General features: G+C 66.6%; 19 protein-coding genes. 12 read left to right on the forward strand and 7 right to left on the reverse strand.

Annotated elements, in window-relative coordinates:
* Positions 1 to 81: 81 nt before the first annotated feature.
* The 7 genes from BLS85_RS00920 to scpB are packed head-to-tail and all read left to right on the forward strand — an operon-like array spanning position 82 to position 7351.
* A complete protein-coding gene (locus BLS85_RS00920; RefSeq protein ID WP_092780724.1) occupies positions 82 to 1299 on the forward strand; it encodes a deoxyguanosinetriphosphate triphosphohydrolase in 1218 nt (405 codons plus the stop codon).
* 56 nt (positions 1300 to 1355) lie between these two features.
* Positions 1356 to 3131 carry an arginine--tRNA ligase gene (argS, locus tag BLS85_RS00925; protein ID WP_092780727.1) on the forward strand — a complete coding sequence of 592 codons (1776 nt, stop codon included), beginning with the start codon at positions 1356 to 1358 and terminating at the stop codon, positions 3129 to 3131.
* On the forward strand, positions 3131 to 4162 hold the full coding sequence (locus BLS85_RS00930; protein WP_092780730.1) for an SPOR domain-containing protein: 1032 nt from the start codon (positions 3131 to 3133) through the stop codon (positions 4160 to 4162). The genes argS and BLS85_RS00930 overlap by 1 nt, the downstream gene beginning before the upstream one ends.
* Entirely contained in the window at positions 4149 to 5174 is a 1026-nt protein-coding gene (gene nagZ / locus BLS85_RS00935; RefSeq protein ID WP_092780733.1) for a beta-N-acetylhexosaminidase, read from the forward strand. The genes BLS85_RS00930 and nagZ overlap by 14 nt, the downstream gene beginning before the upstream one ends.
* Positions 5171 to 5851 carry a site-2 protease family protein gene (locus tag BLS85_RS00940; RefSeq protein WP_092780736.1) on the forward strand — a complete coding sequence of 227 codons (681 nt, stop codon included), beginning with the start codon at positions 5171 to 5173 and terminating at the stop codon, positions 5849 to 5851. The genes nagZ and BLS85_RS00940 overlap by 4 nt, the downstream gene beginning before the upstream one ends.
* Before the next feature lie 17 nt (positions 5852 to 5868).
* A complete protein-coding gene (locus BLS85_RS00945; protein ID WP_092780739.1) occupies positions 5869 to 6678 on the forward strand; it encodes a segregation and condensation protein A in 810 nt (269 codons plus the stop codon).
* Positions 6671 to 7351: an SMC-Scp complex subunit ScpB gene (gene scpB / locus BLS85_RS00950; RefSeq protein WP_092780742.1), complete on the forward strand. Its 681-nt coding sequence runs from the start codon at positions 6671 to 6673 to the stop codon at positions 7349 to 7351. The genes BLS85_RS00945 and scpB overlap by 8 nt, the downstream gene beginning before the upstream one ends.
* Here the strand turns inward: scpB and mgtE are convergent.
* Positions 7348 to 8748, reverse strand: coding sequence for a magnesium transporter (mgtE, locus tag BLS85_RS00955; RefSeq protein ID WP_092780745.1), 1401 nt, complete (start codon positions 8746 to 8748; stop codon positions 7348 to 7350). The two genes, scpB and mgtE, sit on opposite strands and share 4 nt — an antisense overlap.
* Before the next feature lie 76 nt (positions 8749 to 8824).
* On the reverse strand, positions 8825 to 9628 hold the full coding sequence (gene hisN, locus BLS85_RS00960) for a histidinol-phosphatase (protein WP_092780748.1): 804 nt from the start codon (positions 9626 to 9628) through the stop codon (positions 8825 to 8827).
* A gap of 210 nt (positions 9629 to 9838) precedes the next feature.
* Between hisN and BLS85_RS00965 the strand changes: the two genes are divergently transcribed.
* From BLS85_RS00965 to BLS85_RS00975, 3 genes are all read left to right on the forward strand, one after another.
* A complete protein-coding gene (locus tag BLS85_RS00965; protein WP_143027043.1) occupies positions 9839 to 11647 on the forward strand; it encodes a monovalent cation:proton antiporter-2 (CPA2) family protein in 1809 nt (602 codons plus the stop codon).
* A gap of 103 nt (positions 11648 to 11750) precedes the next feature.
* The gene (locus tag BLS85_RS00970) at positions 11751 to 12884 is read left to right on the forward strand and encodes an EndoU domain-containing protein (RefSeq protein ID WP_092780753.1); all 1134 of its coding nucleotides are present in this window, start codon (positions 11751 to 11753) and stop codon (positions 12882 to 12884) included.
* Positions 12885 to 13016: 132 nt separating this feature from the next.
* Complete coding sequence (locus BLS85_RS00975) at positions 13017 to 15206, forward strand: PAS domain S-box protein (RefSeq protein WP_143027044.1); 2190 nt, start codon at positions 13017 to 13019, stop codon at positions 15204 to 15206.
* A 39-nt stretch (positions 15207 to 15245) separates the two neighbouring features.
* Here the strand turns inward: BLS85_RS00975 and BLS85_RS00980 are convergent, their stop codons facing one another.
* The 5 genes from BLS85_RS00980 to BLS85_RS01000 all read right to left on the reverse strand — a co-directional run bounded on the left by BLS85_RS00980 (position 15246) and on the right by BLS85_RS01000 (position 21334).
* Positions 15246 to 16148, reverse strand: a complete 903-nt coding sequence (locus BLS85_RS00980; RefSeq protein WP_092780759.1) for a SphA family protein — start codon at positions 16146 to 16148, stop codon at positions 15246 to 15248.
* A 189-nt stretch (positions 16149 to 16337) separates the two neighbouring features.
* Entirely contained in the window at positions 16338 to 19040 is a 2703-nt protein-coding gene (locus BLS85_RS00985; protein ID WP_092780762.1) for a sensor histidine kinase, read from the reverse strand.
* A complete protein-coding gene (locus BLS85_RS00990; RefSeq protein WP_092780765.1) occupies positions 19037 to 19324 on the reverse strand; it encodes a hypothetical protein in 288 nt (95 codons plus the stop codon). The genes BLS85_RS00985 and BLS85_RS00990 overlap by 4 nt, the downstream gene beginning before the upstream one ends.
* Entirely contained in the window at positions 19321 to 19692 is a 372-nt protein-coding gene (locus BLS85_RS00995) for a response regulator (protein ID WP_092780768.1), read from the reverse strand. The genes BLS85_RS00990 and BLS85_RS00995 overlap by 4 nt, the downstream gene beginning before the upstream one ends.
* 97 nt (positions 19693 to 19789) lie before the next feature.
* On the reverse strand, positions 19790 to 21334 hold the full coding sequence (locus tag BLS85_RS01000; protein ID WP_092780771.1) for a helix-turn-helix domain-containing protein: 1545 nt from the start codon (positions 21332 to 21334) through the stop codon (positions 19790 to 19792).
* A 279-nt stretch (positions 21335 to 21613) separates the two neighbouring features.
* On the opposite strand from BLS85_RS01000, the gene BLS85_RS01005 reads away from it, so the two are divergent.
* Together BLS85_RS01005 and BLS85_RS01010 are read left to right on the forward strand one after the other, a co-directional pair.
* A complete protein-coding gene (locus tag BLS85_RS01005) occupies positions 21614 to 22957 on the forward strand; it encodes a substrate-binding protein (protein ID WP_092780774.1) in 1344 nt (447 codons plus the stop codon).
* 191 nt (positions 22958 to 23148) lie between these two features.
* Positions 23149 to 24177, forward strand: a complete 1029-nt coding sequence (locus tag BLS85_RS01010) for a branched-chain amino acid ABC transporter permease (protein ID WP_092780777.1) — start codon at positions 23149 to 23151, stop codon at positions 24175 to 24177.
* Position 24178: the final 1 nt, after the last annotated feature.

Here is a 24178-nt window from a genome sequence, read left to right on the forward strand (position 1 = left end):
ACGTGGGCTGTCGAGGGAGATGGCCGGCGTCCCGCGCTGTCGGCGTTGCCGTGGTGACGGCTGAAGGGTAGGGTGCGCGCCATGACGTCCACCCTGTCCCAAGCTTTGTCGTCGGCGTTTCCGGTGCGGGTTCTCGCGGCCTGCGCCAGCGAGCCCGAGCGGTCGTGCGGGCGCCTCCACGAGGAGGCGGAATCCGCCACGCGAACCGTGTTCCAGCGAGACCGCGACCGCATCATCCATTCCGGCGCGTTCCGCCGGCTCCAGTACAAAACCCAGGTCTTCGTCTATCACGAGGGCGAGAACTACCGCACCCGGCTGACCCACAGCCTGGAGGTGGCGCAGATCGCGCGCTCGATCAGTCGCGTCCTCGGCCTCAACGAGGATCTGGCCGAGGCGCTGGCGCTAGCCCACGACCTGGGGCATACCTGCTTCGGGCATGCTGGCGAGACGGCCCTCAAGGACCGCATGCGCGACCACCAGGGCTTTGACCACAACGCCCAGGGGCTGCGCATCGTCACCAAGCTGGAACACCGCTATGCCGCCTTTGACGGGCTCAATCTGACCTGGGAGTGCCTGGAGGGTCTGGTCAAGCACAATGGCCCTCTGCTCGGGCCGCATACGGACGAGCCGTTGCCGCTGGCGATCCAGGAATACGTCGAGACGCATGACCTGGAACTCCACACCTTCGCCGGGCCGGAAGCGCAGGTGGCGGCGCTGTCCGACGACATCGCTTACAATGCCCACGACATCGACGATGGACTGCGGGCCGGCCTGTTTTCCGAGGATGACCTGCGGGACGTGCCCTTGGTCGGGCCGGTGTTCCGGGCCGTGGCCGACGCTCATCCGGGGTTGGAGCGCTCACGGGTCATTCACGAATCGGTGCGGCGCCTGATTACCGCCATGGTCGAGGACCTGTGCGCGGAAACGGTGCGGCGGGCGGCGACCGAGCGACCGGGGTGCGTCGAAGACGTGCGCGCCCTGGGTCGTCCGCTGGTGGCCTTTTCGGAGTCCATGCGGGAGAACGACAAGGGGTTCAAGGCGTTCCTGTTCCCGAACATGTACAGGCATCATCGGGTCAACCGCATGACGAGCAAGGCGCGACGGGTGGTCCGCGATCTGTTCGACCTGTTGGTAAACGAGCCGGTGTTGCTTCCGGGCGAGTGGGCCGGGCGCGCCCTCGCGGCCGGTGAGGACCGGACCCGCCTGGCCCGCGTGGTGGCGGACTATATCGCCGGCATGACCGACCGCTTCGCCCTTGACGAACACGCCCGGCTGTTCGATCCCGTCATCAAACCGTAAGCGCCGCGCCTCGACGCATCCGAGGCCAACGCCTTTCCCGCTGGAACCGAGACGCCATGAACATCTTCACGACCTACCGCGACCATGTCCTCGCGGAGGTGGCCGCCCTGGTCGCCGCCGGAACCCTGCCGGAGGGGATCGACACTGCCCGCGTCACGGTCGAGCCGCCGCGCGATCCGGCGCACGGCGACATGGCCACCAACGCCGCCATGGTGCTGGCCAAGCCGGCCGGCCTGAAGCCGCGCGACCTCGCCGAGCCGCTGGCGGCGCGCCTCAAGGCGATGACCGGCGTGGTCGAGGTGGACGTGGCCGGTCCGGGCTTCATCAACATGCGGCTCGCCCCCGCGATCTGGTTGGGCTGTCTGCGCCAGTGTCTGCGCGCCGGGCCCGCCTACGGCGACAGCATGATCGGGAACGGGCGGCGGGTGAACGTGGAGTTCGTGTCTGCCAACCCGACCGGCCCGATGCATGTCGGCCACGCGCGCGGGGCGGTGGTGGGGGACGCCCTGGCCGGGCTGCTGGAGAAGGCGGGCTTTCGAGTGACTCGGGAGTACTATGTCAACGACGCTGGCGCCCAGGTGGACGCGCTGGCCCGGGCCGTCCATGCCCGCTATCGGCAGGCGTTGGGCCGCCTCAGCGAGGACGACATCGCCGGCATGCTGGCGCGCAAGGAGATCGAATACGGCGGCGACTATCTGGTGCCCGTTGGGCGGGCGATCGCCGACGATCATGGCGACGAGTTGGCGGAGAAACCCGAAGACGCCTGGATCGGGCCGGTTCGCGACCGGGCGATTGCCGTGATGCTGGATGTCATTCGGGACGATCTGGCGGCGCTGGGGGTATCGTTCGACGTGTTCACCAGTGAGCGCGCGCTCGTCGAGGCCGGCAAGGTGGACGCGACCCTGGCCTGGCTGGAAGAACAGGGCCTGATCTACACGGGGGTCCTTGAACCCCCCAAGGGCAAGACGCCCGAGGATTGGGAGCCGCGCCCGCAGACCCTGTTCCGGGCGACCGACTTCGGCGACGATGTGGACCGGCCGGTGCGGAAGTCCGACGGTTCATGGACGTACTTCGCTGGGGACATGGCCTACCACCGCGACAAGGTGGAGCGGGGCTTCGACGACCTCATCAATGTCTTCGGCGCCGACCACGGCGGCTATGTGAAACGGCTCCAGGCCGTGGTGAAGGCGGTGGGCGGCGGCAAGGTTGCCCTGGACGTCAAGCTGTGCCAGCTCGTCAAGCTACTGGACCAGGGCGAGCCGGTGAAGATGTCGAAACGCGCCGGCACCTTCGTGACTCTCCGCGACGTGGTGGACCGGGTCGGCAAGGATGTCGTGCGCTTCATCATGCTGACCCGCAAGAACGACGCCACGTTGGACTTCGACTTCGCAAAGGTGACGGAGCAGAGCCGGGACAACCCGGTCTGGTACGTGCAGTACGCCCACGCCCGGGCCTGTTCGGTGGCGGGTCATGCCGCCGCGTTGTGGCCGACGCGTGACCTGTCCCCGGAGGCATTGGCCGCCGCTTCCGTCGAGCTTCTGGAGGCGCCCGAGGAACTGGAGTTGATCCGCCTTCTCGCCGGCTGGCCCCGTCTGGTGGAGAGCGCGGCCGAGGCGCACGAGCCCCACCGCGTGGCGTATTATCTGGCCGATGTGGCGGGCGCCTTCCATGGCCTCTGGACCAAGGGCAAGGATGATGCCGAGTTGCGTTTTCTGCTCCCGGATGACGAAGCGCGCTCGCTGGCGCGTCTGGCGCTTGTCCAGGGTGTGGCGACGGTGATAGCCTCAGGTCTGCAAATCTTTGGCGTTCAGCCGGTCAGGGAACTCCGCTGATGTCCGGATTGAAGAAGACGCGGCGTGACGGACGCGAGGAGCCCATCGCCCTCGACGATGAGATGTTCCGAGTCATGCCGGAAGACGAGCCGTCCGGCCCGCCCGAAAGGGATGCGCCAGAGCTGGATGACGATCCGGACATGACCCTTGAGGAAGACGACCTGATGCCGGAACCGCAGCGCCGATCCGGGCGGGGCCGCGCGGTCTGGGTCACCCTGCTGGCTCTGGTCGTCGTCGCCGTGTCGGGGCTGGCGGCCTGGGTGGCCCTGACGCCGGGGCCCACGGTGTCGATCCGTGCCGACGAAGCCGAGGTCGTTGTGGCCACACCCACACAACCGGCGTCGACCGCCCTGCCGTCCTTGCCGACCGTTCGCGCGGAGGAGGGACCGTTCAAGTTTCGGCCCGACGATCCGGGTGGTCTGCGTGTCGAGAACATGGATCGGCGGGTTTACGAGCAGGTCGGCGAGGATGCGCGCGTCGACGGCGCGGATGACGTCGAGCAGTTGCTGCCCGCGCCCTCTCCGCCGGTGGCCCCGCCCGTCCCCGAGCCGGCCCCGGCCCCGTTGACGGCGATGACGACAGTGACCGCCGACGAGGCCGCGACACCGGTGCCGGACGCGCCTGAGGACGCTGGCTCAACGGTGGCAGCGGCCGAGGCGGAGGTGCCGCCCGAGCCCGAGCCCGAGCCCGCCGGGGACGATGCGACGGCCACCACCGCGCCTGAACCGGAGCCGGAGGCGGCGCCAGCGGCGCCCGCCGAAAACGTGGCGCTTGCCGTCGAAAACGGGCCGCTGATCCAACTCGCGGCCTTCAAGGAGCGGGCTCAAGCGGAACGGCAATGGGAGAGTCTGCGGGACGCCCACGGCGATCTTCTGGGCCGAATCGCCCCCGTGATCGTTTACGCTGACTTGGGCGATCTGGGTCAGTTCTACCGGTTGCGGGCGGGACCTCTGGCCGATGTGGGGGCGGCGGAAGCACTGTGCCGCGATCTGAGGCGCCGGGACGTGGAGTGTCTGGTTGTCCGCGACTGACGACGCGCCCCTGGCCGCCATTCTGGGATGTGCCGGACCTCGGCTGAGCGAGGCCGAACGCGCGCTGTTCAGGGCGGCGCGGCCGGTCGGATTCATCCTGTTCGGACGCAACGTCGAGACGCCGGATCAAGTCGCCGGTCTGGTGGCCGAGTTGCGGGACTTGGCGGGCCGGCCTGACACCCTGGTGCTGATCGACCAGGAAGGCGGCCGCGTGCGGCGCCTGGGGCCGCCGCACTGGCGCGCGGCCCCGCCCCAGGGCGTGTTCGCCACCCTGCACCGGAGCGACCGGGCGGCGGCGCGGGAAGCGGTACGGCTGAACGCCCGCCTGATTGCCCACGATCTCGCTCGGCTGGGGATCAATGTCGATTGCCTTCCCCTGCTTGATGTGGCCGATCCGATGGGCCATGACGTGATCGGAGATCGGGCCTTCGGTGCTGATCCATCGGTCGTGGGTGATCTGGGCCGCGTCTGCGCCGACGCCTTGCTGGAGGGCGGGGTTCTGCCGGTCATCAAGCACCTGCCGGGGCACGGCCGGGCGCGCGTGGACTCCCATGAGGCGCTGCCGGTGGTCGATGCTGGGCGCGATCTGCTTGAGGCGGTCGATTTCGCGCCGTTTCGCGCCCTGTCGGACGCCGCATTGGGAATGACCGCCCACGTCGTCTATACGGCCATCGATCCCGAGAGGCCGGCCACGGTGTCTCCCGCGGTGGTGCGGGACGTGATCCGGTCCCATATTGGGTTCGATGGGCTGTTGATGAGCGATGACATCTCGATGAAGGCCCTGAATGACGACTTTGCCACGCGGACGGCGCGGTCGCTGGAGGCCGGGTGTGACGTGGTGTTGCACTGCAACGGTGATCTCGCGGAAATGCGGGCGGTTGTCGACGGCTGTCGGGCGCTGGATGCGGCGGGCCGGGTCCGTCTGGCGCGGGCCCAGGCCGCCCTTCGCCCGCCCGCACCGTTCGACGCGGACGTGGCCCTGACCCGTCTCGAGGAGGTGATGCGCGCATGAGCCCCGACTTGATCGTCGCCGCCACGACCTGGGTGATTCCGGTGCTGTTGGCCATCACCCTGCACGAGGCCGCGCACGGATGGGCGGCCTGGAAGCTGGGCGACGACACGGCGTATCGTCTGGGGCGGGTGTCCGCCAATCCGATCCGGCATGTGGACCCCATCGGCACGGTGGTGCTGCCCGGCCTGCTGTTCATCAGCGGGGCGCCGTTCCTGTTCGGCTGGGCCAAGCCGGTGCCGGTCAATGTTCGGCGACTGCGCAATCCCCGCTGGGGCATGATCTTGGTGGCGGCGGCGGGTCCCGGATCCAACATTCTGATGGCCTACGTCGGGGCGCTGCTGATCCATGTGGTGCCGTTTCTGCCGGACGTGGCGTCGCCTTGGGCGTGGCAGACGCTCCAGAATCTCATTCTGTTGAACCTGTTCCTGGCGGTTCTGAACATGATCCCGTTGCCGCCCCTGGACGGCGGACGGGTGGCGGTCGGCCTGCTGCCCCGGGCGTTGGCTCTGCCGCTGGCCCGCCTCGAACAGGTCGGAATCTTCATCCTGGTGGGCGTGCTGTTCCTGCTGCCGTACCTGCTGGCTCAGGTGGGGGTTGCGTTCGATCCGTTCCGCTCCGTCCTGTTCCCCGTCGTGAACGGATTGGGTGGGCTTGTGACGACCTTTGCCTTTCTGTAGAGGCGGGGGAGGGGGCGATGTCCGGCGAAGGGCCCAAGGCGGACGGTGCGTCGGCGTTCGAGGAAGACACCGTCGGGGGCGGTGGTGATCCCGCCACGCTGGTGGTCAACCTCGACGGCTTCGACGGTCCCATCGACGTGCTGCTGACCCTGGCCCGGGATCAGAAGGTTGATCTGGCGCGCATCTCCATCCTGCAATTGGCCGAACAGTACCTCGTCTTTGTCCGGCTGGCCCGCGACCGTCACCTTGATCTTGCGGCGGACTATCTGGTCATGGCGGCGTGGCTGGCCTTTTTGAAGTCGCGCCTGCTGCTGCCCGTGCCCAAGGGCGATGACGAGCCCAGTGGTGCGGAGATGGCGGCCGCCCTGCAGTTCCAGTTGCAGCGCCTGGAGGCCATGCGGACGGCCGGGCAGGCGCTGATGGAGCGTCCCCGGCTTGGGCTGACGCGGCTACCGCGCGGGGCGCCGGAGCCGGTGGCCATCCACCGCCAGACGGTGTTTGATCTCACATGGCACGACCTGTTGCGGGCGTATGGTGCGGTGCGCGGCCGCCAGCGTCAGGCGTCCCTGTCGGTCGAGCCCTTCGACCTGTATTCCGTCGATCAGGCGTTGGCGCGGCTCAACAGCCTGATGGGACAGGCCCTGGACTGGACGGCGTTGGCCCGCTTCCTGCCCGAGGATCTGGCCGACGCGCTGCACCGGCGCTCGGCCATCGGGGCGACCTTCGTGGCCGGGCTGGAACTGGCGCGGCAGGGGCGGCTCGATCTGCGCCAAGACGGGGCGTTCTCGCCGCTGTATGTGCGGCGGAGGGAGCATCGGCATGAGTGAGACCACAGAGCCGAACGGGGCGGCGGACGCGTTCCAACTCCTGCGCATGATCGAGGCCATCGTGTTCGCGTCGGCGGAGCCGGTGACCGAGGCGGCGCTGGCGGCGCGCCTGCCCGAGGGCGTCAAGGTGCGTCCCCTGCTGGAGACGCTGGCGGCCCAGTACGACCGGCGGGGCGTTCAACTGACCCGGGCCGGCAACACCTGGGCGTTCCGCACCGCGCCCGATCTGGCGGAGGCGCTGACGGTCGAGACGGTGGACCAGCGTCGGCTGTCCCGCGCCGCTGTCGAGACCTTGGCCATCATCGCCTATCACCAGCCGGTCACGCGGGCGGAGATCGAGGAAATCCGGGGTGTGGCGGTGTCGAAGGGCACGCTCGATGTGCTGCTCGACGCCGGCTGGATCCGGCCGCGCGGGCGGCGCCAGACGCCGGGTCGTCCGCTGCAATGGGGCTCCACGGACGCGTTTCTCGATCATTTCGGGCTGGAGAGCGTCAAGGACCTGCCCGGGGTGGACGAACTGCGCGCCGCCGGCCTGTTGGACGCCCGTCCCGCCTTGGCCGCCTATGGGGCTCGTGCCCATGACCACGACGACGCGGCGACCCTGCCGGACGACGACGGCTCGGACGAGCCGCTGGATCCCAATGATGGAGCGGAAGAGCAGGGACCAGCCTAGAGAATAAACACCGCTGCCAGCCCCAGGAAGGCGAAGAAGCCGACCACATCGGTCACCGTGGTCAGGAACACGCCGGAGGAGACGGCCGGGTCCACCTTCAGCCGGTCCAGCACGAGCGGAATGGCGATTCCGGCCAGCGCGGCGGCGATCATGTTGATGACCATGGCCGCGCCGATGACCACGCCGATCATGCCGTCGCCGAACCAGACCCACGAGACGGCCCCGGTCAGCACCGCGAACACCACGCCGTTGATCAGGCCGATCACCAGTTCCTTACTGACGATGCGTCCGGCGTTGGCGGCGGTCAGTTCCTTGGTCGCCAGCGCGCGCACGGCGATGGTCAGGGTCTGCGTGCCGGCGTTTCCACCCATAGAGGCAACAATCGGCATCAACACGGCCAGGGCGACGACGGCCTGAAGGGTGCTCTCGAACACGCCGATGACCAGCGAGGCCAGCACCGCCGTGCCCAGGTTGACCAGCAGCCAGGTGATGCGGGACTTCACGGTGTCCACGACATCGGAGAACAGGTCGCCCTCAGACAGACCAGCAAGGCGGAACATGTCGTCCTCCGCCTCCTCGTCGATGACGTCGACCACGTCATCCACGGTGATCCGGCCCACCAGCCGGCCGGAGGCATCGACCACCGGCGCCGACAGCAGGTTCTGTTGCCGGAAGATGAAGGCGACCTCTTCCTGGTCCATGGTGATCGGGATTTCGGCCGCCTTGAGGTCCATGATCTGGTTGAGCCGCACCGGCCGGCGCGACCGCAGCAGCGAGGACAGACGCACGTAGCCGACCGGCCGGTGGCGCGGATCGACGATGAAGATCTGATAGAACTCGTCCGGCAGGCGCGCCCCGGAGCGCAGGTAGTCAATGGTCTCGCCGACGGTCCAGTAGCTGGGCACGGCCACCAGTTCGCGCTGCATCAGGCGCCCGGCGGAGTATTCCGGCAGCGCCAGGGCCTGTTCGATGACGCTGCGCAGCTCCGGCGGCAGCTTGGCCAGAACGGCGGCGCGCTCCTCCTCGTCCTCCAACTGGCCGGCGAGGTAGACGGCGTCGTCCGATTCCACCTCGCGCAGGCAGGCGGCGAAATCCTCGAAGCCCAGTTCCTCGATGATCTCGGCGCGCACCGCGTCGTCAAGCTCGGGCAGGATCTCCGCGTTGAACGCCGCCTTGGTGGCGCGCACGAAGCGGTCGCGGTCCTCCGGGCTCAGGGTCTCGATCAGGTCGGCGATATCGGCGTAGTGAAGGGGGGCGACCAACTCGCGGACCGTGTCCTCGTCGCCCGCCTCCAGCGCGTCATGCACCTGCGAGACGAACTCCGGCAGCAGGCCGTAAGAATCGTCACTTTGCAGGACCTCGCGGTGGAGGTGATCGCGGACGGCGGAGTCGGGCATGGGCACGGTCCTGAGGCGGTTCGGGGGCGAGGGACGCGGGAATCCTGGAACATGTTGGGGCGTCCCGGGGCCGTCGCTAGTCACCGCGAAGCAATCTGGTGGCCGTGGCGTGCAGGGCAGAATCGCCGGTGGCGACCACCCAGCCCGAACTGCGCAGATCCGCCGGGGCGCCGGACCAGTCGGTCATGCGTCCGCCGGCGCCTTCGACGACCGGTACCAGGGCCATGTAGTCATATGGTTGCGTGCCGGGATCAAGGGCGATGTCGATCCAACCCGAGGCGAGCATGCCGTAGGCATAACAGTCGGCGCAATAGCGCCGTTCAGCCACTTGCGATGACAGCGCCTCGAACCCCGGGCGGTCGCGTTCGCCGTACAGGTCTGGCGTCGTCGTGTACAGTACCGCTTGGTCAAGGTCGGTGACCGATCGCGTCCGGCAGGGCGCGCCGTTGTAGAGTGTCGGCCGGCCGATGCATCCGACCCAGCGTTCGTTCATCGCCGGGACGTCGATCACGCCCAGGACCGGGGTGCCCTTCCAGCTCAGCGCGATCAGCGTGCCCCACAGCGGGCTACCTGTGACGAAGGAGCGGGTGCCGTCGATGGGATCCAGCACCCAGACGAAATCACGGTCCAGGCCGCTGGAGCCTTCTTCTTCACCAAGAATGCCGTGATCCGGGCAGTGCTCCGCCAACAGCGCCCGCATGGCGGTCTCGGAGGCACGGTCGGCGACGGTGACCGGCGAGTGATCACTTTTTGTTTCCACCGACAGTGCGCGCGACCGGAACCGGGGCAGGGTTTCTTGCCGCGCCGCGTCCGCCAGCGTCTCGGCAAGGGGCACCAGCGCCTGGATGTCCGCTTGGGGGCAGTCGGTGGTATCAATCATAGCGGGGTTCCTGTCAGGGCCGGGGTGGCGGGCAAGGCGCGGGTCGCATGGAGGTTCGCAGAGTGCGGTGAAACGCTGCCCCGATCAAGGCGGGGGTGCGGCCGGGTGTGGCCCCGGCGAGAGTCTGGCGCCAACGCCCTGCAAACGCTACATTGAGGAATATGCGATTTGCGCAGACCCCAGACGTCGTGGAGAGGGAGTAGGAAACCGGTGAGCCACGTTTCGACACTCGACTTCCTCGCCCTTCTGGGGTGCGCGATCGTGTTTGTCACGCTGTTCCAGCGTCTCGGACTGGGATCCGTGCTGGGATACCTGGTGGCGGGCTTGGTGATCGGGCCGTGGGGTTTCGGTGTGCTCACCGAGGGCGAGGACCTGCTGCATTTCGCCGAACTGGGCGTCGTCTTCCTGCTGTTTCTGATCGGAATCGAACTGAAGCCGGCGCGCCTTTGGTTGATGCGCAAGGATGTGTTCGGGCTCGGGTCGGCACAGGTTCTTGTGACCGGCGCGGTTCTGGGGGGCATTGCCTGGGCCTTTGGAGTGGGAACCGGTGCGGCGGTGATCATCGGGTTCGGTCTTGCGCTGTCCTCCACGGCGATCGGGTTGCAGATCCTGGGGGATCGCGGGGAGTTCGGCCGACGGCACGGCCGCGCGGCGTTCGGCGTGCTGCTGTTGCAGGATCTGGCGGTGGTGCCGCTGCTGGCCCTCGTCTCGCTGCTGTCGCCGGGTCAAGTGGCGGAAGGCTGGGGTGACGTGGCGGCACGGGTGTTGCTGGCCGTGGTTGCCATCGCGTTTGTGATCGTGGGCGGGCGCTATGTCCTGAAGCACCTTTACCGGGTCGTTGCCGGTGCGCGAAATCAGGAGGTCTTTGCGGCCTTGAGCCTTCTGATCGTCCTTGGCGTTGCCTTCCTGATGCAGGCGGTCGGGCTGTCGATGGCCATGGGCGCGTTCCTCGCCGGTCTGCTGCTGGCTGAGTCCGAGTTCCGCCATCAGGTTGCGGCGGATGTCGAGCCGTTTCGCGGGTTCCTGCTCGGCCTTTTCTTCATGGCCGTGGGCATGAGCGTTGATCTGGGGGCGGCCGCGTCCAACTGGGTCATCGTGCTGGCGCTGGTGGCCGGCCTGCTCTCCGTGAAGGCCCTTCTGTTGTTCGGGCTGGGTCAGTTGCTCGGCGTCGGCCGCGATGATTCCATTCGCGTGGCCGTTCTTCTGTGTCAGGGCGGTGAGTTCGGGTTCGTCCTGTTCACGCTGGCCACGCAGACCCGGCTGCTGGCGCCGGAGGTATCGCAACTGCTGATCCTGGTGATCTCGCTGACCATGGCTCTCACGCCGCTCATGGTGAAACTGCTGCCGTTCCTGCTGCCCAAGCAGGCCGAGCGGCGCATGCGAGCCCTGGCGCCGCGTCCGGCCGAGCCTCAGCCCAGCAGTGGCGGCCATATTATCATCGCCGGGTACGGGCGCGTCGGGCAGACAGTGGTGCGCATGCTGGAGGCTGCGGGCGTGCCGTATCGGGCGCTCGATATGCATGCGCAACGGGTCGAGCAGGCGCGCCGTCAGGGGCAGGATGTCTATTACGGCGACGCCAGTCGCGCCGAGGTGCTGCGGGCGGCCGGCCTGGACGACGCGCGCGCGGTGGTCGTGACCCTGGATCAACCGGAGGCGGCCGAACGGGCCACCGACGCGGTCAAGCGATTGCGTCCGGGACTACCTGTGTTCGCTCGCGCGCGCGATCCGGTCCAGGTCGCCGAATTGACCCGCCATGGCGCCACCGGCAGCGTGGCCGAGGCTCTGGAATCCAGCTTGCAGCTGGGGGCCATGATGTTGCGTCACATGCGGGAGATGCGTCCGGAGGAGGTGCAGCGCCTGGTGGAGACTCTGCGGGATGACTGCGCCACCATCGGACAGAATGTTCCCTCGCCTCAGGGTGTGGGGGACGGGGCGCCGTCGGTGCGGGCATCCGGGGCCAAGCCGGCCTATCCGGCGCCGCAACAACAGGCCTCCCGACAAGGCGCGGGCGCTGCCTGACAGGGTCGGATATCGAAGTGGTCGGGGTGCCGTATTGCCGCCATGGTTCCGGGTATGGTGCCCGGTGGAACATCACGCCGTTGACGCGCCAGGAGGAGTGACCATGCCGCCCCGGGTCCAGACCATTGCCGTTGCTCTCGTCGTCGTGTGCCTGCTCGGCCCCATCGGCCTGTCGGGTCGCGAGGCCCGGGCCGCCGTGGCCATTGAGGGCACATTTGCGGCCCGCGCCGAATGCCCCGCCTATCAGAGCTTCAACAGCGGCACCAATCCGGGCGAGGTGACGCTGCGTCCGGGCACGGTCTACGGCGCGTTCGAGTTGAACCGCCCGGACGGTCCCTGGGTCCGCCTGCGTGTGCCGGGTGCCATGCCCCAGGAACGCTGGGTGGCGCGGGAATGCGGACGGTTGGAGGTGTTCGGGCCGGTGGGGGCCGACACTCAGGCGGAACAGGTCCCGGAGCCGGCGCCGGGGCAGACCGGGGCCGGACCGGCCTTCATCGAACCGCCGGACGTGGAGGCCCCGACCGGGCTGTCGCAATCGGCACCGGCGCCGACCCCGGCGTTTCCCGTTTTTTTCGATAACATCGACCAGGGGCCGGACGATCCGACCCCGCCGCAGCCCGCCTTCACCGAAGTTGATCTGGGCGTTCTGCGTCTGTGCGGCGATTGGGGGGACGCGGTGCCAGCGAGCGGGTTCCGGGCTTTCCTCGATGATCGCCCCTCCCTGAGGGATTCGCTTCTTGCCACACTGCGGGGTGATATCGACACCCTGGAGCGGGCTTGGTTCGACGAATCCGGGTTTCGCCACATCTTCTGCGGCGAGCCGTATCAGCGCGAGGACGGGCGCTGGACCCTGGGCGGATTGCACTACATGGGCCGATATGCCCAGGCGCAGCTCAATGGCTGGGCCGGGCGTCTGGAAGGCGGTTGTTCCGTCGTGGAAATCGAGCCGCCCATCTACACGGAAGGCGTGATTTTCCGCACGCCGGACGGCGCCACGGGGGTCAAGTGCATCAACGGCTATGCCCTGGGTCTGACGGCCTCCGACATGCTGCACGAGGTGACCAAAGCCTATCGGTTGGCGCGTGGGCAGTTGGGGTCCGGGACCGAGGCCTGCCGTCATCGGGTGCTGGACGACGGCAAGGGCTACGAGGCGGTCTTCGTAATGCGCAATGATGCTATCGTCACGTTCTATCCGGACGCCACGCCCGATGAGTCCGTGCCGTATTGCGGGGAGTAGGAGGCGGAACGAACGTCGGCCACGGTCGAAAGGAGGCCTCGACACGTCGGCCTGATCTGTTCGGCTGAGGCGAGGCTTCAGTGGCGTCTCATTCTTCCGTTCGGGTGTCGGCGCGGCGGTGATTGCGTTACCGTGGACAAGCTGACGGGCGGTGTGGGGGCACACCGCGTCCGTATGGCCGAGGGGAAACGCGGCGTGGAACGGACGGAATCCGAACGGGACGCGGAAGTCGAAGACTTGCGCAAGCGCCTGATGGAGCGCGAGGCTGAGCTTGCCCGCTTTGCCGACCAGCGCCACGCACTGGAAACGGCCCTTGAGGATCTGGCGACGCACCAGGAAGAGTTGCGCGCCCAGAACGAGGAGCTGCGTCACGCCCGGCAGATCAACGAATCCCTCATTCAGCGGTATGCCAGTCTGTTCGATGGCGCGCCCATCGGCTATTGCATCATCTCCAATCGCCGCACCATCGTCAGCGCAAACCGCAGGGCGGGCTGGCTGTTCGAGGCCGGGGCGAACGAAATCGAGCACAAGCCGCTCCATCTGTTCATTCACCCGGCCTCGCACGCCGCGCTGTCCCGGCATCTGGACAAGGTTCTGGCGGGGGGCGACGCCACGGACGAGATTACCGTGCTCGGGCGCGAGGGCCGGGAACTGGTCTGTCTGGTGCAAAGCCAGCCGACCACCGAGATGGACGCGCCCGCGTCCTCCTGCCTGACCACATTCATCGACATTACCCAGCGCAAGCAGGCGGAACGCGCGCTGACCGACAGTGAGTTGAAGTTCCGCAACATCTTCACCCTGGCGCCGTTCGGCATGATGACCCTGTCCAAGAACGGACGGCTGATGGAAACCAACGAGGCCGCGCGGCGCATGCTGGGTCTTTCGGCCCATGAACTGCGCGGCATGAAATATGCCGACCTGCTGGCGCCGGACGTGACGCCGACAGAGGCCCGTCGTCTGGCCGAAGGGCAGCCTCGGCCCGGCTGGGTGGATGTGTTCGAGCGCGAGTTGCGCGGGCGCGATGATCGCCGCCTTCTGACCCGGTTGACCTTCGCCGTGATGCCTTCCGGCGATGGCAAGGATGTGCAGGGCTTGGTCATCATTGAGGACATGACGGAACGCCGCGACCTGGAGGCCCGCTTCCAGCACGCGGCGAAACTGACCCTGCTGGGCGAGATGTCGGCCAGTCTGGCCCACGAGATCAGCCAACCGCTCAATATCATCCGCCTGAAGGCAGAAGGCTCGTTGGAACGGCTGAAGCGCCACGGGTTTGATGCCGAGCGTGCCGAGCAGGGCTTCGCCGCCATCGAGGAGCAGGTCGTGCGCCTGTTCGAGGTGATTTCCTACATGCAGGGGCTGAGCCGCCGCGACACCGGAGTGGTCCGCCCGTTCAGCGTGTCGCGTGCTATCGCCTCGGCGGTCGGGTTGGTGGACAAGCAGTTTCGCGACGACAACATCGACCTGGAGATCGAGGACAATCTCGGCGACACCCAGGCCATCGGGCGTCAGCACCAATTGGAACAGGTCCTGGTCAATATCCTTCGCAACGCCCGGGATGCGCTTCTGTCCCAGGAAGGGATACGCCTGCGCAACGGGGAAGCCGCGCGCGCCCGCGTGTCGGCGTCATTGGAGGAGGACGGCGATTACCTGCGTGTCGTCATCAGCAACAACGGTCCGCGTGTTTCCCAGGACGTGCGTCTCCACATGTTCGATCCGTTTTTCACGACCAAGTCGGGCGAGCAGGGCACCGGCCTGGGGCTGTCGATCAGCTTGGCTTTCATCAACGAGATGGGCGGAACCATCCTCGTTGAGAACACGGACGAGGGGCTGGCCTTCCACATTCTCCTGCCGCGCGCGCGGCAGGCGATTCAACCGGTCGCGGAGTCGGAGGAGGAGGTCGCGCCAGCGGGACCCGCGCCGGTCGTTCCCGGAGAGGCAACCGCCGGTGAACGCCCCCACGTTCTGGTCGTCGATGACGAGGAGGTGGCGGCCCGGGAAATCGGGGCGTATCTGGAGGCCATCGGTTACCGGGTCACCGTTGCGTTGAACGGTCAGCAGGCGTTGGAAATCCACGTGACCGATCCGGCCCGCGCGGTCATCACGGATCTGCGCATGCCGGAACGTGACGGCCATTGGCTGATCGACCGCTTGAGAGCCGGAGTCCGCCCGGTCTTCATCATGATCATCACCGGACAGGCCGCCCGGTCGACCAAGGAGTTGGACCGGTTGCGGCAGCGGGCGGACGCACTGTTGCGCAAGCCGGCCTCGCTGCGCGACATCGTGCGGCACCTGCGCGGAGGGGTGCCGCACGAACATCTTTGATCGGGCGCTGCGACCGACCGGAAAACACCGGGTTCAGTCTCAGAACGCGAAGATGAATTTCAGGTTGAACCGGTTTCCGTCAAACGTGTTGCGGCTGTAGGCTTCATGATGCCATTTGGCGATGAAGCTCATATTTTCGTAATCGTACTTGATCTGGGGGCCGATGGCGAAACTGGCCCGAATGCTGTCCGCGACCTCGGCGCCATTGTTCTCGTCACGCTGGATCTGGTGAACGAAGTATCCACCGACGCCCAATGACCAGTTGTCGAAGTTTTTCGCGAACGTATAGTCGACATGGAACTCGTCGCCGGAGTGATAGTTCGTGTCCGGATTTTCTGTCTTGAAATTGTACATGAACTTACCAGAGGCTTCCCAGCCCTCAGCGTTGCGATACGTCACCGCGACGAGAGGCTCGAAGCTCCAGTAGTTGGTTCCGATGTTCAGCAGGTCGCCGGCCTTGTAACGTCCGGTGGGCGCGTAGATGTCCACGGCCGTCGCCAGGTGCCACTCCGGCCAGTGCCAGGACAGAATGAACGGACTGAACGTGATGTCGCCGAGGCCGGTCTTGCGTTGCGAGGCGAGGCCCGTGTCCAGTTCCATATCGAAGAACGGAACGATGAGGTGAGCGCCCCAGTAGCCGCCCAGGATCTGATAGGGGCTGGTGTAGATGGCGCGTGCGGCGATCCCGTCAACCCGGATGGAGATCGGATCTTGCCCGGGGATGGCGACCTCGTCGCCGTCGGCGTCGACCAGTTCACCCCGGTAGTCGACGCCGTAGCCCAGCATGTAGAATCCGGGCGGAGGCACGGCACCGGCCATGAACCCCTCCCCGCCGTGGGGGTACTGGTCGCCGCCTTCCTTTGCCGTCGCGGGCACGTTCATGGCCATTGCAAGGCCCAGGATTGCGGCGCTGAAGCCGGTGTGTTTGACCATGGTGTTCATCCCCCAATGAAACGGATCGAAATCGAGTGGCGGCTTTCCGCCCGTAATGGACCGGCTTCCGTTCCGGTGATGCCGGATGGGATGCCCAGTCCAAACCCTTACGGATAGTGCGGTTTTCTGCGTCCCAGGGGGCACCGTGTCAAGAACGATTCCGACACGACCGGCGACGGCTCGCCGTTCCGCAGTTCGTCATGGCGGCGGATCGTCGGTGGTCAGGGGCAGGGTGACCCGGAACCGCGCACCCTGTTCCGGCGTGCTCTCGTCAAGCGTCAGATCGCCGCCCATCCGCCGCATGATGCCCCGGCTGATGGCCAGACCCAGGCCAGCGCCCTTCTGCCCTTCGCGGGTCCAGGTCGCGGAGAAGATGGAGAACACCCGCTCCCTATGGTCCTGCGGCACGCCGGGGCCGTTGTCGGCGATGATGGCCTCGTAAAGATCACCGGTGGCATGGCTTTCCACGGTGATTTCGATGCTGTCCTTGTCGTTGTGGCGCACGGCATTGGATAGCAGGTTGATGAAGACCTGCCGCAGGCGATCCGGGTCGGCCTGCACGCGTGCGCCCGAGGCCCGGGCGCCCCGGCGAATGGCGATCAGTGCGCCTTGACTCAGTCCCTCGCAGGTCTCAGCCGCCGCGTCGAGCAGGGCATCGGGCTCGACGGGTTCGACGGTAATGGGGATCTCTCCCTTTTCCACGACCCGAAGATCAAGAATCACGTCGAGCAGGCGGGTCAGGCGGATGCTCTCTTCGTGAATGATGGTCACGAAGCGGCGCGCCTGGATGTCGTTCAGGTCCTCGGTGGTGCGTAAGATTTCCGAGAAGCTGCGGATCGCCGTCATCGGGGTGCGGACCTCGTGACTGACCTGGCTCAGGAACTCGTCCTTCTGGCGGTCGGTTTCGCGCAGGCGCTCATTGGCCTCGCGAAGCTGGGCGGCGGCGGTCTCGAGTTCGGCGGACTTGCGTTCCAGCGCCTGACTGTAGCGCATGATGCGCGCGGTTTCGTCGGCGATGCTGACCAGTTCGTCGATGCTGACCACCTCGCCGCCGGCCACCTGGGCCATCATGGCCCGCGCGGAAGCGGCGCCGACGCTGCCGGCCAGACGCCGTTCCAGATCGGCCATCACGTCCTCGGTCGGCATGGGCAGGCCGTGGGTGAGCCCCTGCCGGCGCGCGGCGGCGTCGAAGAAATCCTGGGCCGACTCGGCCCCCAGGATGCGCTGGGCCAGGATAAACAGTTCCTCGCTTGTGGCCGTACGGCGGATCCGGGGGCCGTCGCCCGGGGACATGTCGGCTCCGCCCCTGAAGACATCGACAAACTGACGGGCCTGCACCCATTCCAGCGGGCGCGGGTCCCGGCTGAGGGAGCCGAAGACGAACAGAACAGCGTTGGCCAGCAGGCTCCAGAACGTGGCATGGACCAGCGGATCCAGACCGTCGAGCCCAAACAGGGCTTCAGGCCTAAGCAGGCCGATCCCGAAGGGACCCTCAGCCATCAGGCGCGGGCTCATGGGCCACTCGGCCTCCAGGCTGGGCAGGGCGAGCGTGTACATCCACAGAGCGAATCCCGCGCACAGGCCCCACAGCGCGCCGCGCCGATTGGCCAGCGGCCAATACAGGCCGCCGATGACGCTGGGCAGAAACTGGGCCACGCCCACGAAGGCGATCAGGCCGATGGAGGCCAGCGCGTCGGATTGTCCGCTGATGCGGAAATACAGAAACCCCAACAGGATGATGGCCCCGATGGCGATCCGTCGCGTGGTCAGCAGAAGACGCCGGACATCGCCGCTCACACGTTCCCGGCCGTGCGACAGCCGCAGCGCCAGCGGCGCGACGATATGGTTGGAAACCATCGTCGACAGGGCGATGGAGGAGACGATGATCATCGACGTGGCCGACGAGAACCCGCCCAGAAAGGCCAGCATGGCCAGCGCCTCGGCCTCCGCCATCAGCGGGATCGTCAACACGAACATGTCGGGATCGGCATCGGGGGGCATCAGGGTCATGCCGCTGATGGCGATGGGCAGGGTGAACAGGGAACTGACGAACAGGTAGGCCGGAAACAGCCACGACGCCGTGGACAGGTGCCGCTCGTCCACGTTCTCCACCACGATCACCTGGAACTGACGCGGCAGGCAGATGATGGCTGCCGCCGACAGCACGATCAGGGAGATCCAGCGCGGGCCGAAGACATCGTCCGCATGCAGGAAGTCGGGCGGAGCGTGCGCGAACAGGTCCGCCGGACCATCGAACAGGGCGAAGACGACGAACACGCCCACCGCCACCAAGGCGAACAACTTGACCAGGGCCTCCAGCGCGATGGCCGCCACGACGCCGTGATGGCGCTCGTTGGCATCGACGTTGCGCGTCCCGAACAGGATGGTGAACAGCGCCATGCCCACCGCGAGCCAGAACCCGGCGCGGAAATCCGCGGAGTCCAGAGGAATGCCGGCGATGACCTGATAGCTTGTGGTCACCGCCTTGAGCTGAAGGGCGATGTAGGGGGTCGCGGCCGCAACCGCGATCAGGGTGACCAGGGCGCCCAGAACTTCGCTCTTGCCGAATCGCGACGAGATCAGGTCGGCGATCGAGGTGATCCGCTGGGTCCGCCCGACCCGCACCAGCTTGCGCAGCACCACCCACCAGCCGACGAAGACAAGGGTCGGCCCCAGGTAGATGGTGGCGAATTCCAGGCCGTTGCGCGCGGCCGATCCGACCGCGCCGTAGAACGTCCAAGATGTGCAGTAGATCGAGATTGAAAGGGTGTAGACGAGGGAGGACTGAAGCCACTCGGAGTGCCCTTGGCGGGCACGGCGATCACCGACATAGGCCACCAGGAACAGCAGCGCGACATAAGCCAGGGCGACGGCCAGGGCGAATTCAACGACCGGTATCATGGCTCGGGCGTTCCGTCCGGGCGCGTCCCGGGACGACCCGATGCGCACAGAGAGCGGCTCGCGAGTGCCGCGGCGACGATCAGCGCGGCCCAAATCCCGAAAACAAAAACGACGATGCCGGGAACCCCGAACGGGCGCGCGTCGGAGACGAACAGACCAATGACGGGCGGCATCAACAGGATCAGGCCGGCAACAGGCAGCAAGGCGGCAAAATCACGCCAGCGTCGCGGCACCGTCGACGCGGCGGGGGGACGATCCGGTGCTTCGGCGGGATCGTCCGTCACGGCGGAACGAGGCGCCGTGCCTCGCGCACGACATCCTGATTCGAGAACGGCTTGGCGATGAAGGCATCGGCGCCCATCTGCTCGGCCATCAGGCGATCACGGGCTTGACCCTTGGCGGTCAGCATCAGCACGCGCACGTCGGACAGGCTTGAGTCCCCGCGCACGGCCTTGAGGACATCAAAGCCGTTCAGGCGCGGCAGCATGACATCAAGGATGAGCAGGTGCACGGGCCCCTCGGCCCTGAGGCGCCGCAAGGCGTCCTCGCCGTCCCGTGCCGTCGTGATGTCGTATCCCTCGCGGCCAAGGATGAACACCAGCGATTCCAGGATGCTCGCCTCATCCTCGGCGATCAGCAGGCGCGCGGCCAAGCCTGTCCTCCCTGTTTGCGCCGTCCTCGCCGGGACGATCTTGATGCCATCTTACCCATGCGTGGGCTGGAACTCAAAGCCCCTTGGGCGATAGGGATCACGCTGGCACGATGGGGTCCTCTGCCCGGTGCTGGCAGCCCCCTCTCGGACACACACGGCACGAGACGCCAACGGGTGCGGCACGGGCCTGTCCCGACAGGTCCAGGCCGTCGCCGTAGACGATCCGGTCGGCGTATTGCGCGTTGCAGACGATGGCGACGGAGAGTTGCCGGGCCGGCCTGCTGAAGCTGTCCACGCCCTTGCGCACGACGCGGGCGACGAACAGAAACCGATCACCGGCCGGCAGTTCGGCCAGTTGCCGGATGATCGGTCCCGGCGTCTGGAACGCCTGGTAGGCCGCCCAAAGCGAACACGCGGCCCCGTGCCGGGGCATGGGCAGGCGCGGCAGGGGAAACCGTTTCGACAGGTTGCCCGCGGGATCGACACGGATCATGGCGAAGGGCACGCCCTCGGCGCCCGAGCGGCGCAGGCTGACAAGGCGCTGGCAGATCTGCTCGTGACTGGCGGCGTAGGTTCCCTGAAGGAGGCCGATGTCATACCGAAGCGTTTCCGCGTCCTCAAGAAACGGCTCGTAAGGAAACAACAACGCGGCGGCCGCATACGAAGTCAGAACACTTTCCCCCCGCCGTCTTGCCTCCGGTGACGCAAGCTGAGGAGCAGAGGCGATGATGTCCTGGATCTCGCCTCGAAGAGACGCGGACATGACCCGACGGGCCAAGTCAAAACGGCGGGCGGACGCGGTGTGAGGGTGGTGGTGTGGGGCCTCCGGTGGACTCCGGCCTAGCCGGCGCGCCTTCGCCGGATCCGACGGAACGGGAGGTGCGGCGGAGACTTTTTCCAGCGCGGCCAACAGGGTGGCGTCGTCGATGGTGTGGCGAGCGCCCAGCCGCGCCCGCAGGCGGGCCGCCGCTTCTTCCAGGGTCGGGAAGTGGTTGTTGTGCCCGATGATGAAGTCGTCGATTTCCTCACCCGGTGTGATCGACTGTTTCGGCGCTTCCGCGCGGTCGAAAAAGTCGGCCAGGGCCTGGGCCGCGTCGGACAGGCGGGTGCTCTCCGCCGCCAGATTGGACCGGAAGCGGCGCGACTGGGTGGCGTCGAGATCGTCCACGCTGTCGAGGATTTCGGCGGTCGAGCGGATCCCGGCGATGGTCGTCAGCATGCGGTGCACGATATCGGAGAGAAAGGGGTCCTGCCCCAGGCGGTCGGACAGGGCGGTGATGATCTCGCCCCGGTCCCGGCATTCGCGGTGCAGCAGGGCCAGCGCTCGGGCCCAGCCGGGATGGCGGCCGACCAGGGCCGGCACCGCAGTATGGTCGAGGTCGATGGCGCTGAGCAGGGGATCGGCGGCCACTTCGGTCAATTCGTTGGCCATTCGGCGTTCAGCGTCGTCATCCAGGGTGGCTGGATCGAGGTCAAGCGCGCGGGCAATGCGGATCAACAAGGCGCCGCCGATGGTTCGTTTGCCGCGTTCGATCAGGTTGAAGTACGAGGTCGAGATGCCGACGTCCTGGGCAACCGCAGCCTGTGTTAACCCAAGGCTTTTCCGCCTTTCACGAATTTTCAGGCCGAATCCGCTTTCCATCCGCCCCTCCCGGACAGCGACGATTTGTGCGCCGCAAGGTGGAAAAATTGACAAGCCGGACAGCGCATCAGGGCAATTTGTTACAAAAAGCGGCTGGCAAATCAATATTTTATTGTCTTTTTGACAGAGTGATTGTAACAGTGCATCCGACGTGACGGAGGAACCCCGCTGTCAGAGCGCGGACCCGTCATTGATTTGCGTGGTCGTCGGGTGGCGGCAGCCATGGCCGGAAGACCCCTCGGGCCGCGCCACGCCGAATAATCCACAGGGAGGAATGCAATGGTTGATTTCTTGAATCCCAGCCGTCGTGGTGTGCTCAAGGGCGGCGCCGCCGTCGGGGCCGGTCTGGCCATGCCGACGATCTTCAGCTCCCAGGCCTGGGCGGCGGACTACCTGAACAAGCCGACCGGCGACACCGTGACTTTCGGCTTCAACGTGCCGCAGACCGGCGCCTATGCCGACGAGGGTGCCGACGAACTGCGCGCCTATCAGCTCGCCGTCAAGCACCTCAACGGTGAGGGTGACGGCGGCATGCTGAACACCATGAACCCGACGGTTCTGACCGGCAACGGTGTCTTGGGCAAGAAGGTTGCGTTCGTGACCGGCGACACCCAGACCAAGTCCGACGCCGCCCGCGCCAGCGCCAAGCGCATGATCGAGAAGGACGGCGCCATCATGATCACCGGCGGCTCGTCCTCCGGTGTGGCCATCGCGGTGCAGTCGCTGTGCCAGGAAGCCGGCGTCATCTTCATGGCCGGCCTGACGCACTCCAATGACACCACCGGTAAGGACAAGCGCCGCAACGGCTTCCGTCACTTCTTCAACGCCTACATGTCCGGCGCCGCGCTGGCCCCGGTGCTGAAGAGCACCTACGGGTCCGACCGCAAGGCCTACCACCTGACCGCCGACTACACCTGGGGCTGGACCCAGGAAGAGTCGATCAAGAACTCCACCGAGGCCCTGGGTTGGGAGACCGTCGAGGCCGTCCGCACTCCGCTGGGTGCCGGTGACTTCTCGCAGTACATCACGCCGGTTCTGAACTCCGGCGCCGACGTGCTGATCCTGAACCACTACGGCAAGGACATGGTGAACAGCCTGACCCAGGCCGTTCAGTTCGGTCTGCGTGACAAGCAGGTCAACGGCAAGGACTTTGCCATCGTGGTTCCGCTGTACTCGCGCCTGATGGCGCAGGGCGCCGGCGAGAACGTGAAGGGCATCCTGGGCACCACCAACTGGCACTGGTCGCTGCAGGACGAGGGCTCCAAGGCCTTTGTGAAGTCCTTCGGCGAGGAGTACGGCTTCCCGCCGTCCCAGGCGGCGCACACCACCTACGTCCAGGCGATCCTGTACGCCGACGCCTGCGAGCGCGCCGGGACCTTCATGCCCTGCGGCGTGGTCGAGGCCCTGGAGGGCTTTGAGTTCGACGGCATGGGCAACGGCCCGACCCTGTACCGCGCCGCCGACCACCAGTGCTTCAAGAACGTTCTGGTGGTGAAGGGGAACGAGAACCCGACCTCGCAGTTCGACCTGCTGGAGATCGTCCAGGAGGTTCCGGCCGAGCAGGTTACCTACGACCCGGCCATCTTCGGTGGCGAACTGGGCGAGTGCAACAACGGCGTCTAAGCCGGACACACACCCGACCAGGCGCGGTCGCTCCGATCCCCGGGGCGACCGCGCCGCGTCTCAGGCCGTCGCGCGACGGCCCGGGACGTTTCCGTTTGTTTTATTATGACCCCGGTTGATGGCCTTGACCGCGCGTGTCCCGCTTGTCGGCGGATGCGGCTGTTTCCGGGCGACCCAAGGAGCCTTGGCGGATGGATGCGATCCTTCTCCAGATCCTCAACGGGCTCGACAAGGGCGGTGCCTACGCCCTGATCGCGCTCGGTCTGACCCTGGTGTTCGGAACCCTGGGCGTCGTGAACTTCGCCCATGGGGCGCTGTTCATGATGGGGGCGTTCTGCGCGGTCAGCTTCAATCAGCTGATCGGCCTGGAGAAAGTCACCGTCGATCCCACGCAGATGACCCCGTGGGGCACGCCGCTTGAGGTGCGTGTGCCGATGATCGAGAATTGGCTGGGCGACTGGGGCACCTTCATCCTCGACTATTCGGTGCCGTTTTCGATCCTGATGGCCATCCCGGTGATGATCATCATCGGCTTGGTGATGGAACGGGGCCTGATCCAGTTCTTTTATCGTCGCACCCACGCCGAGCAGATCCTGGTGACCTTCGGTCTGGCCATCGTGCTGCAGGAGATCATCAAGGCTTGGTTCGGCGCCAATCCGATTCCACAGGCGCCACCGGAAGATTTGAGACTGGCCGCCGATATTGGCGCGTTTCTGGGCTTCGAACCCAACACCGTCGTCTATCCGTACTGGCGGCTGATCTACTTCCTGTTCTCCGCCATGGTGATTGGGGGGGTGTTCGCCTTCCTGCAGTTGACGACCTTCGGCATGGTGGTGCGCGCCGGCATGGCGGACAGGGAGACGGTGGGCCTGTTCGGCATCGACATCGAGAAGCGCTTCACCATCGTCTTCGGGCTGGCCGCCGTGGTCGCCGGGCTGGCCGGCGTCATGTACACGCCGATCCTGCCGCCCGACTATCACATGGGCATGGAATTCCTGGTGCTGTCGTTCGTGGTGGTCGTGGTCGGTGGCATGGGCAGCCTGCCGGGCGCGGTGGCCGCCGGCTTCCTGCTGGGGATCCTGCAGTCCTTCGCGTCCATGACCGAGGTCAAGAGCATCATCCCGGGCATTGACCAGATTATTATCTACCTTGTGGCCGTCATCATCCTGCTGGTGAGGCCGCGCGGTCTGTTGGGCCGCAAGGGCGTGATGGAGAGCTGAG

The sequence above is a fragment of the Rhodospira trueperi genome (assembly GCF_900101965.1).
GTDB classification, from domain to species: Bacteria; Pseudomonadota; Alphaproteobacteria; order Rhodospirillales; family Rhodospirillaceae; genus Rhodospira; species Rhodospira trueperi.

Excerpts from the sequence above, each read along its gene's own strand:
- BLS85_RS00920 (WP_092780724.1), top strand. The coding sequence starts at position 82 with ATGACGTCCACCCTGTCCCAAGCTTTGTCGTCGGCGTTTCCGGTGCGG.
- argS (WP_092780727.1), top strand. The coding sequence starts at position 1,356 with ATGAACATCTTCACGACCTACCGCGACCATGTCCTCGCGGAGGTGGCC.
- BLS85_RS00930 (WP_092780730.1), top strand. The coding sequence starts at position 3,131 with ATGTCCGGATTGAAGAAGACGCGGCGTGACGGACGCGAGGAGCCCATC.
- BLS85_RS00940 (WP_092780736.1), top strand. The coding sequence starts at position 5,171 with ATGAGCCCCGACTTGATCGTCGCCGCCACGACCTGGGTGATTCCGGTG.
- BLS85_RS00945 (WP_092780739.1), top strand. The coding sequence starts at position 5,869 with ATGTCCGGCGAAGGGCCCAAGGCGGACGGTGCGTCGGCGTTCGAGGAA.
- scpB (WP_092780742.1), top strand. The coding sequence starts at position 6,671 with ATGAGTGAGACCACAGAGCCGAACGGGGCGGCGGACGCGTTCCAACTC.
- mgtE (WP_092780745.1), bottom strand. The coding sequence starts at position 8,748 with ATGCCCGACTCCGCCGTCCGCGATCACCTCCACCGCGAGGTCCTGCAA.
- hisN (WP_092780748.1), bottom strand. The coding sequence starts at position 9,628 with ATGATTGATACCACCGACTGCCCCCAAGCGGACATCCAGGCGCTGGTG.
- BLS85_RS00970 (WP_092780753.1), top strand. The coding sequence starts at position 11,751 with ATGCCGCCCCGGGTCCAGACCATTGCCGTTGCTCTCGTCGTCGTGTGC.
- BLS85_RS00980 (WP_092780759.1), bottom strand. The coding sequence starts at position 16,148 with ATGAACACCATGGTCAAACACACCGGCTTCAGCGCCGCAATCCTGGGC.
- BLS85_RS00985 (WP_092780762.1), bottom strand. The coding sequence starts at position 19,040 with ATGATACCGGTCGTTGAATTCGCCCTGGCCGTCGCCCTGGCTTATGTC.
- BLS85_RS01000 (WP_092780771.1), bottom strand. The coding sequence starts at position 21,334 with ATGGAAAGCGGATTCGGCCTGAAAATTCGTGAAAGGCGGAAAAGCCTT.
- BLS85_RS01005 (WP_092780774.1), top strand. The coding sequence starts at position 21,614 with ATGGTTGATTTCTTGAATCCCAGCCGTCGTGGTGTGCTCAAGGGCGGC.
- BLS85_RS01010 (WP_092780777.1), top strand. The coding sequence starts at position 23,149 with ATGGATGCGATCCTTCTCCAGATCCTCAACGGGCTCGACAAGGGCGGT.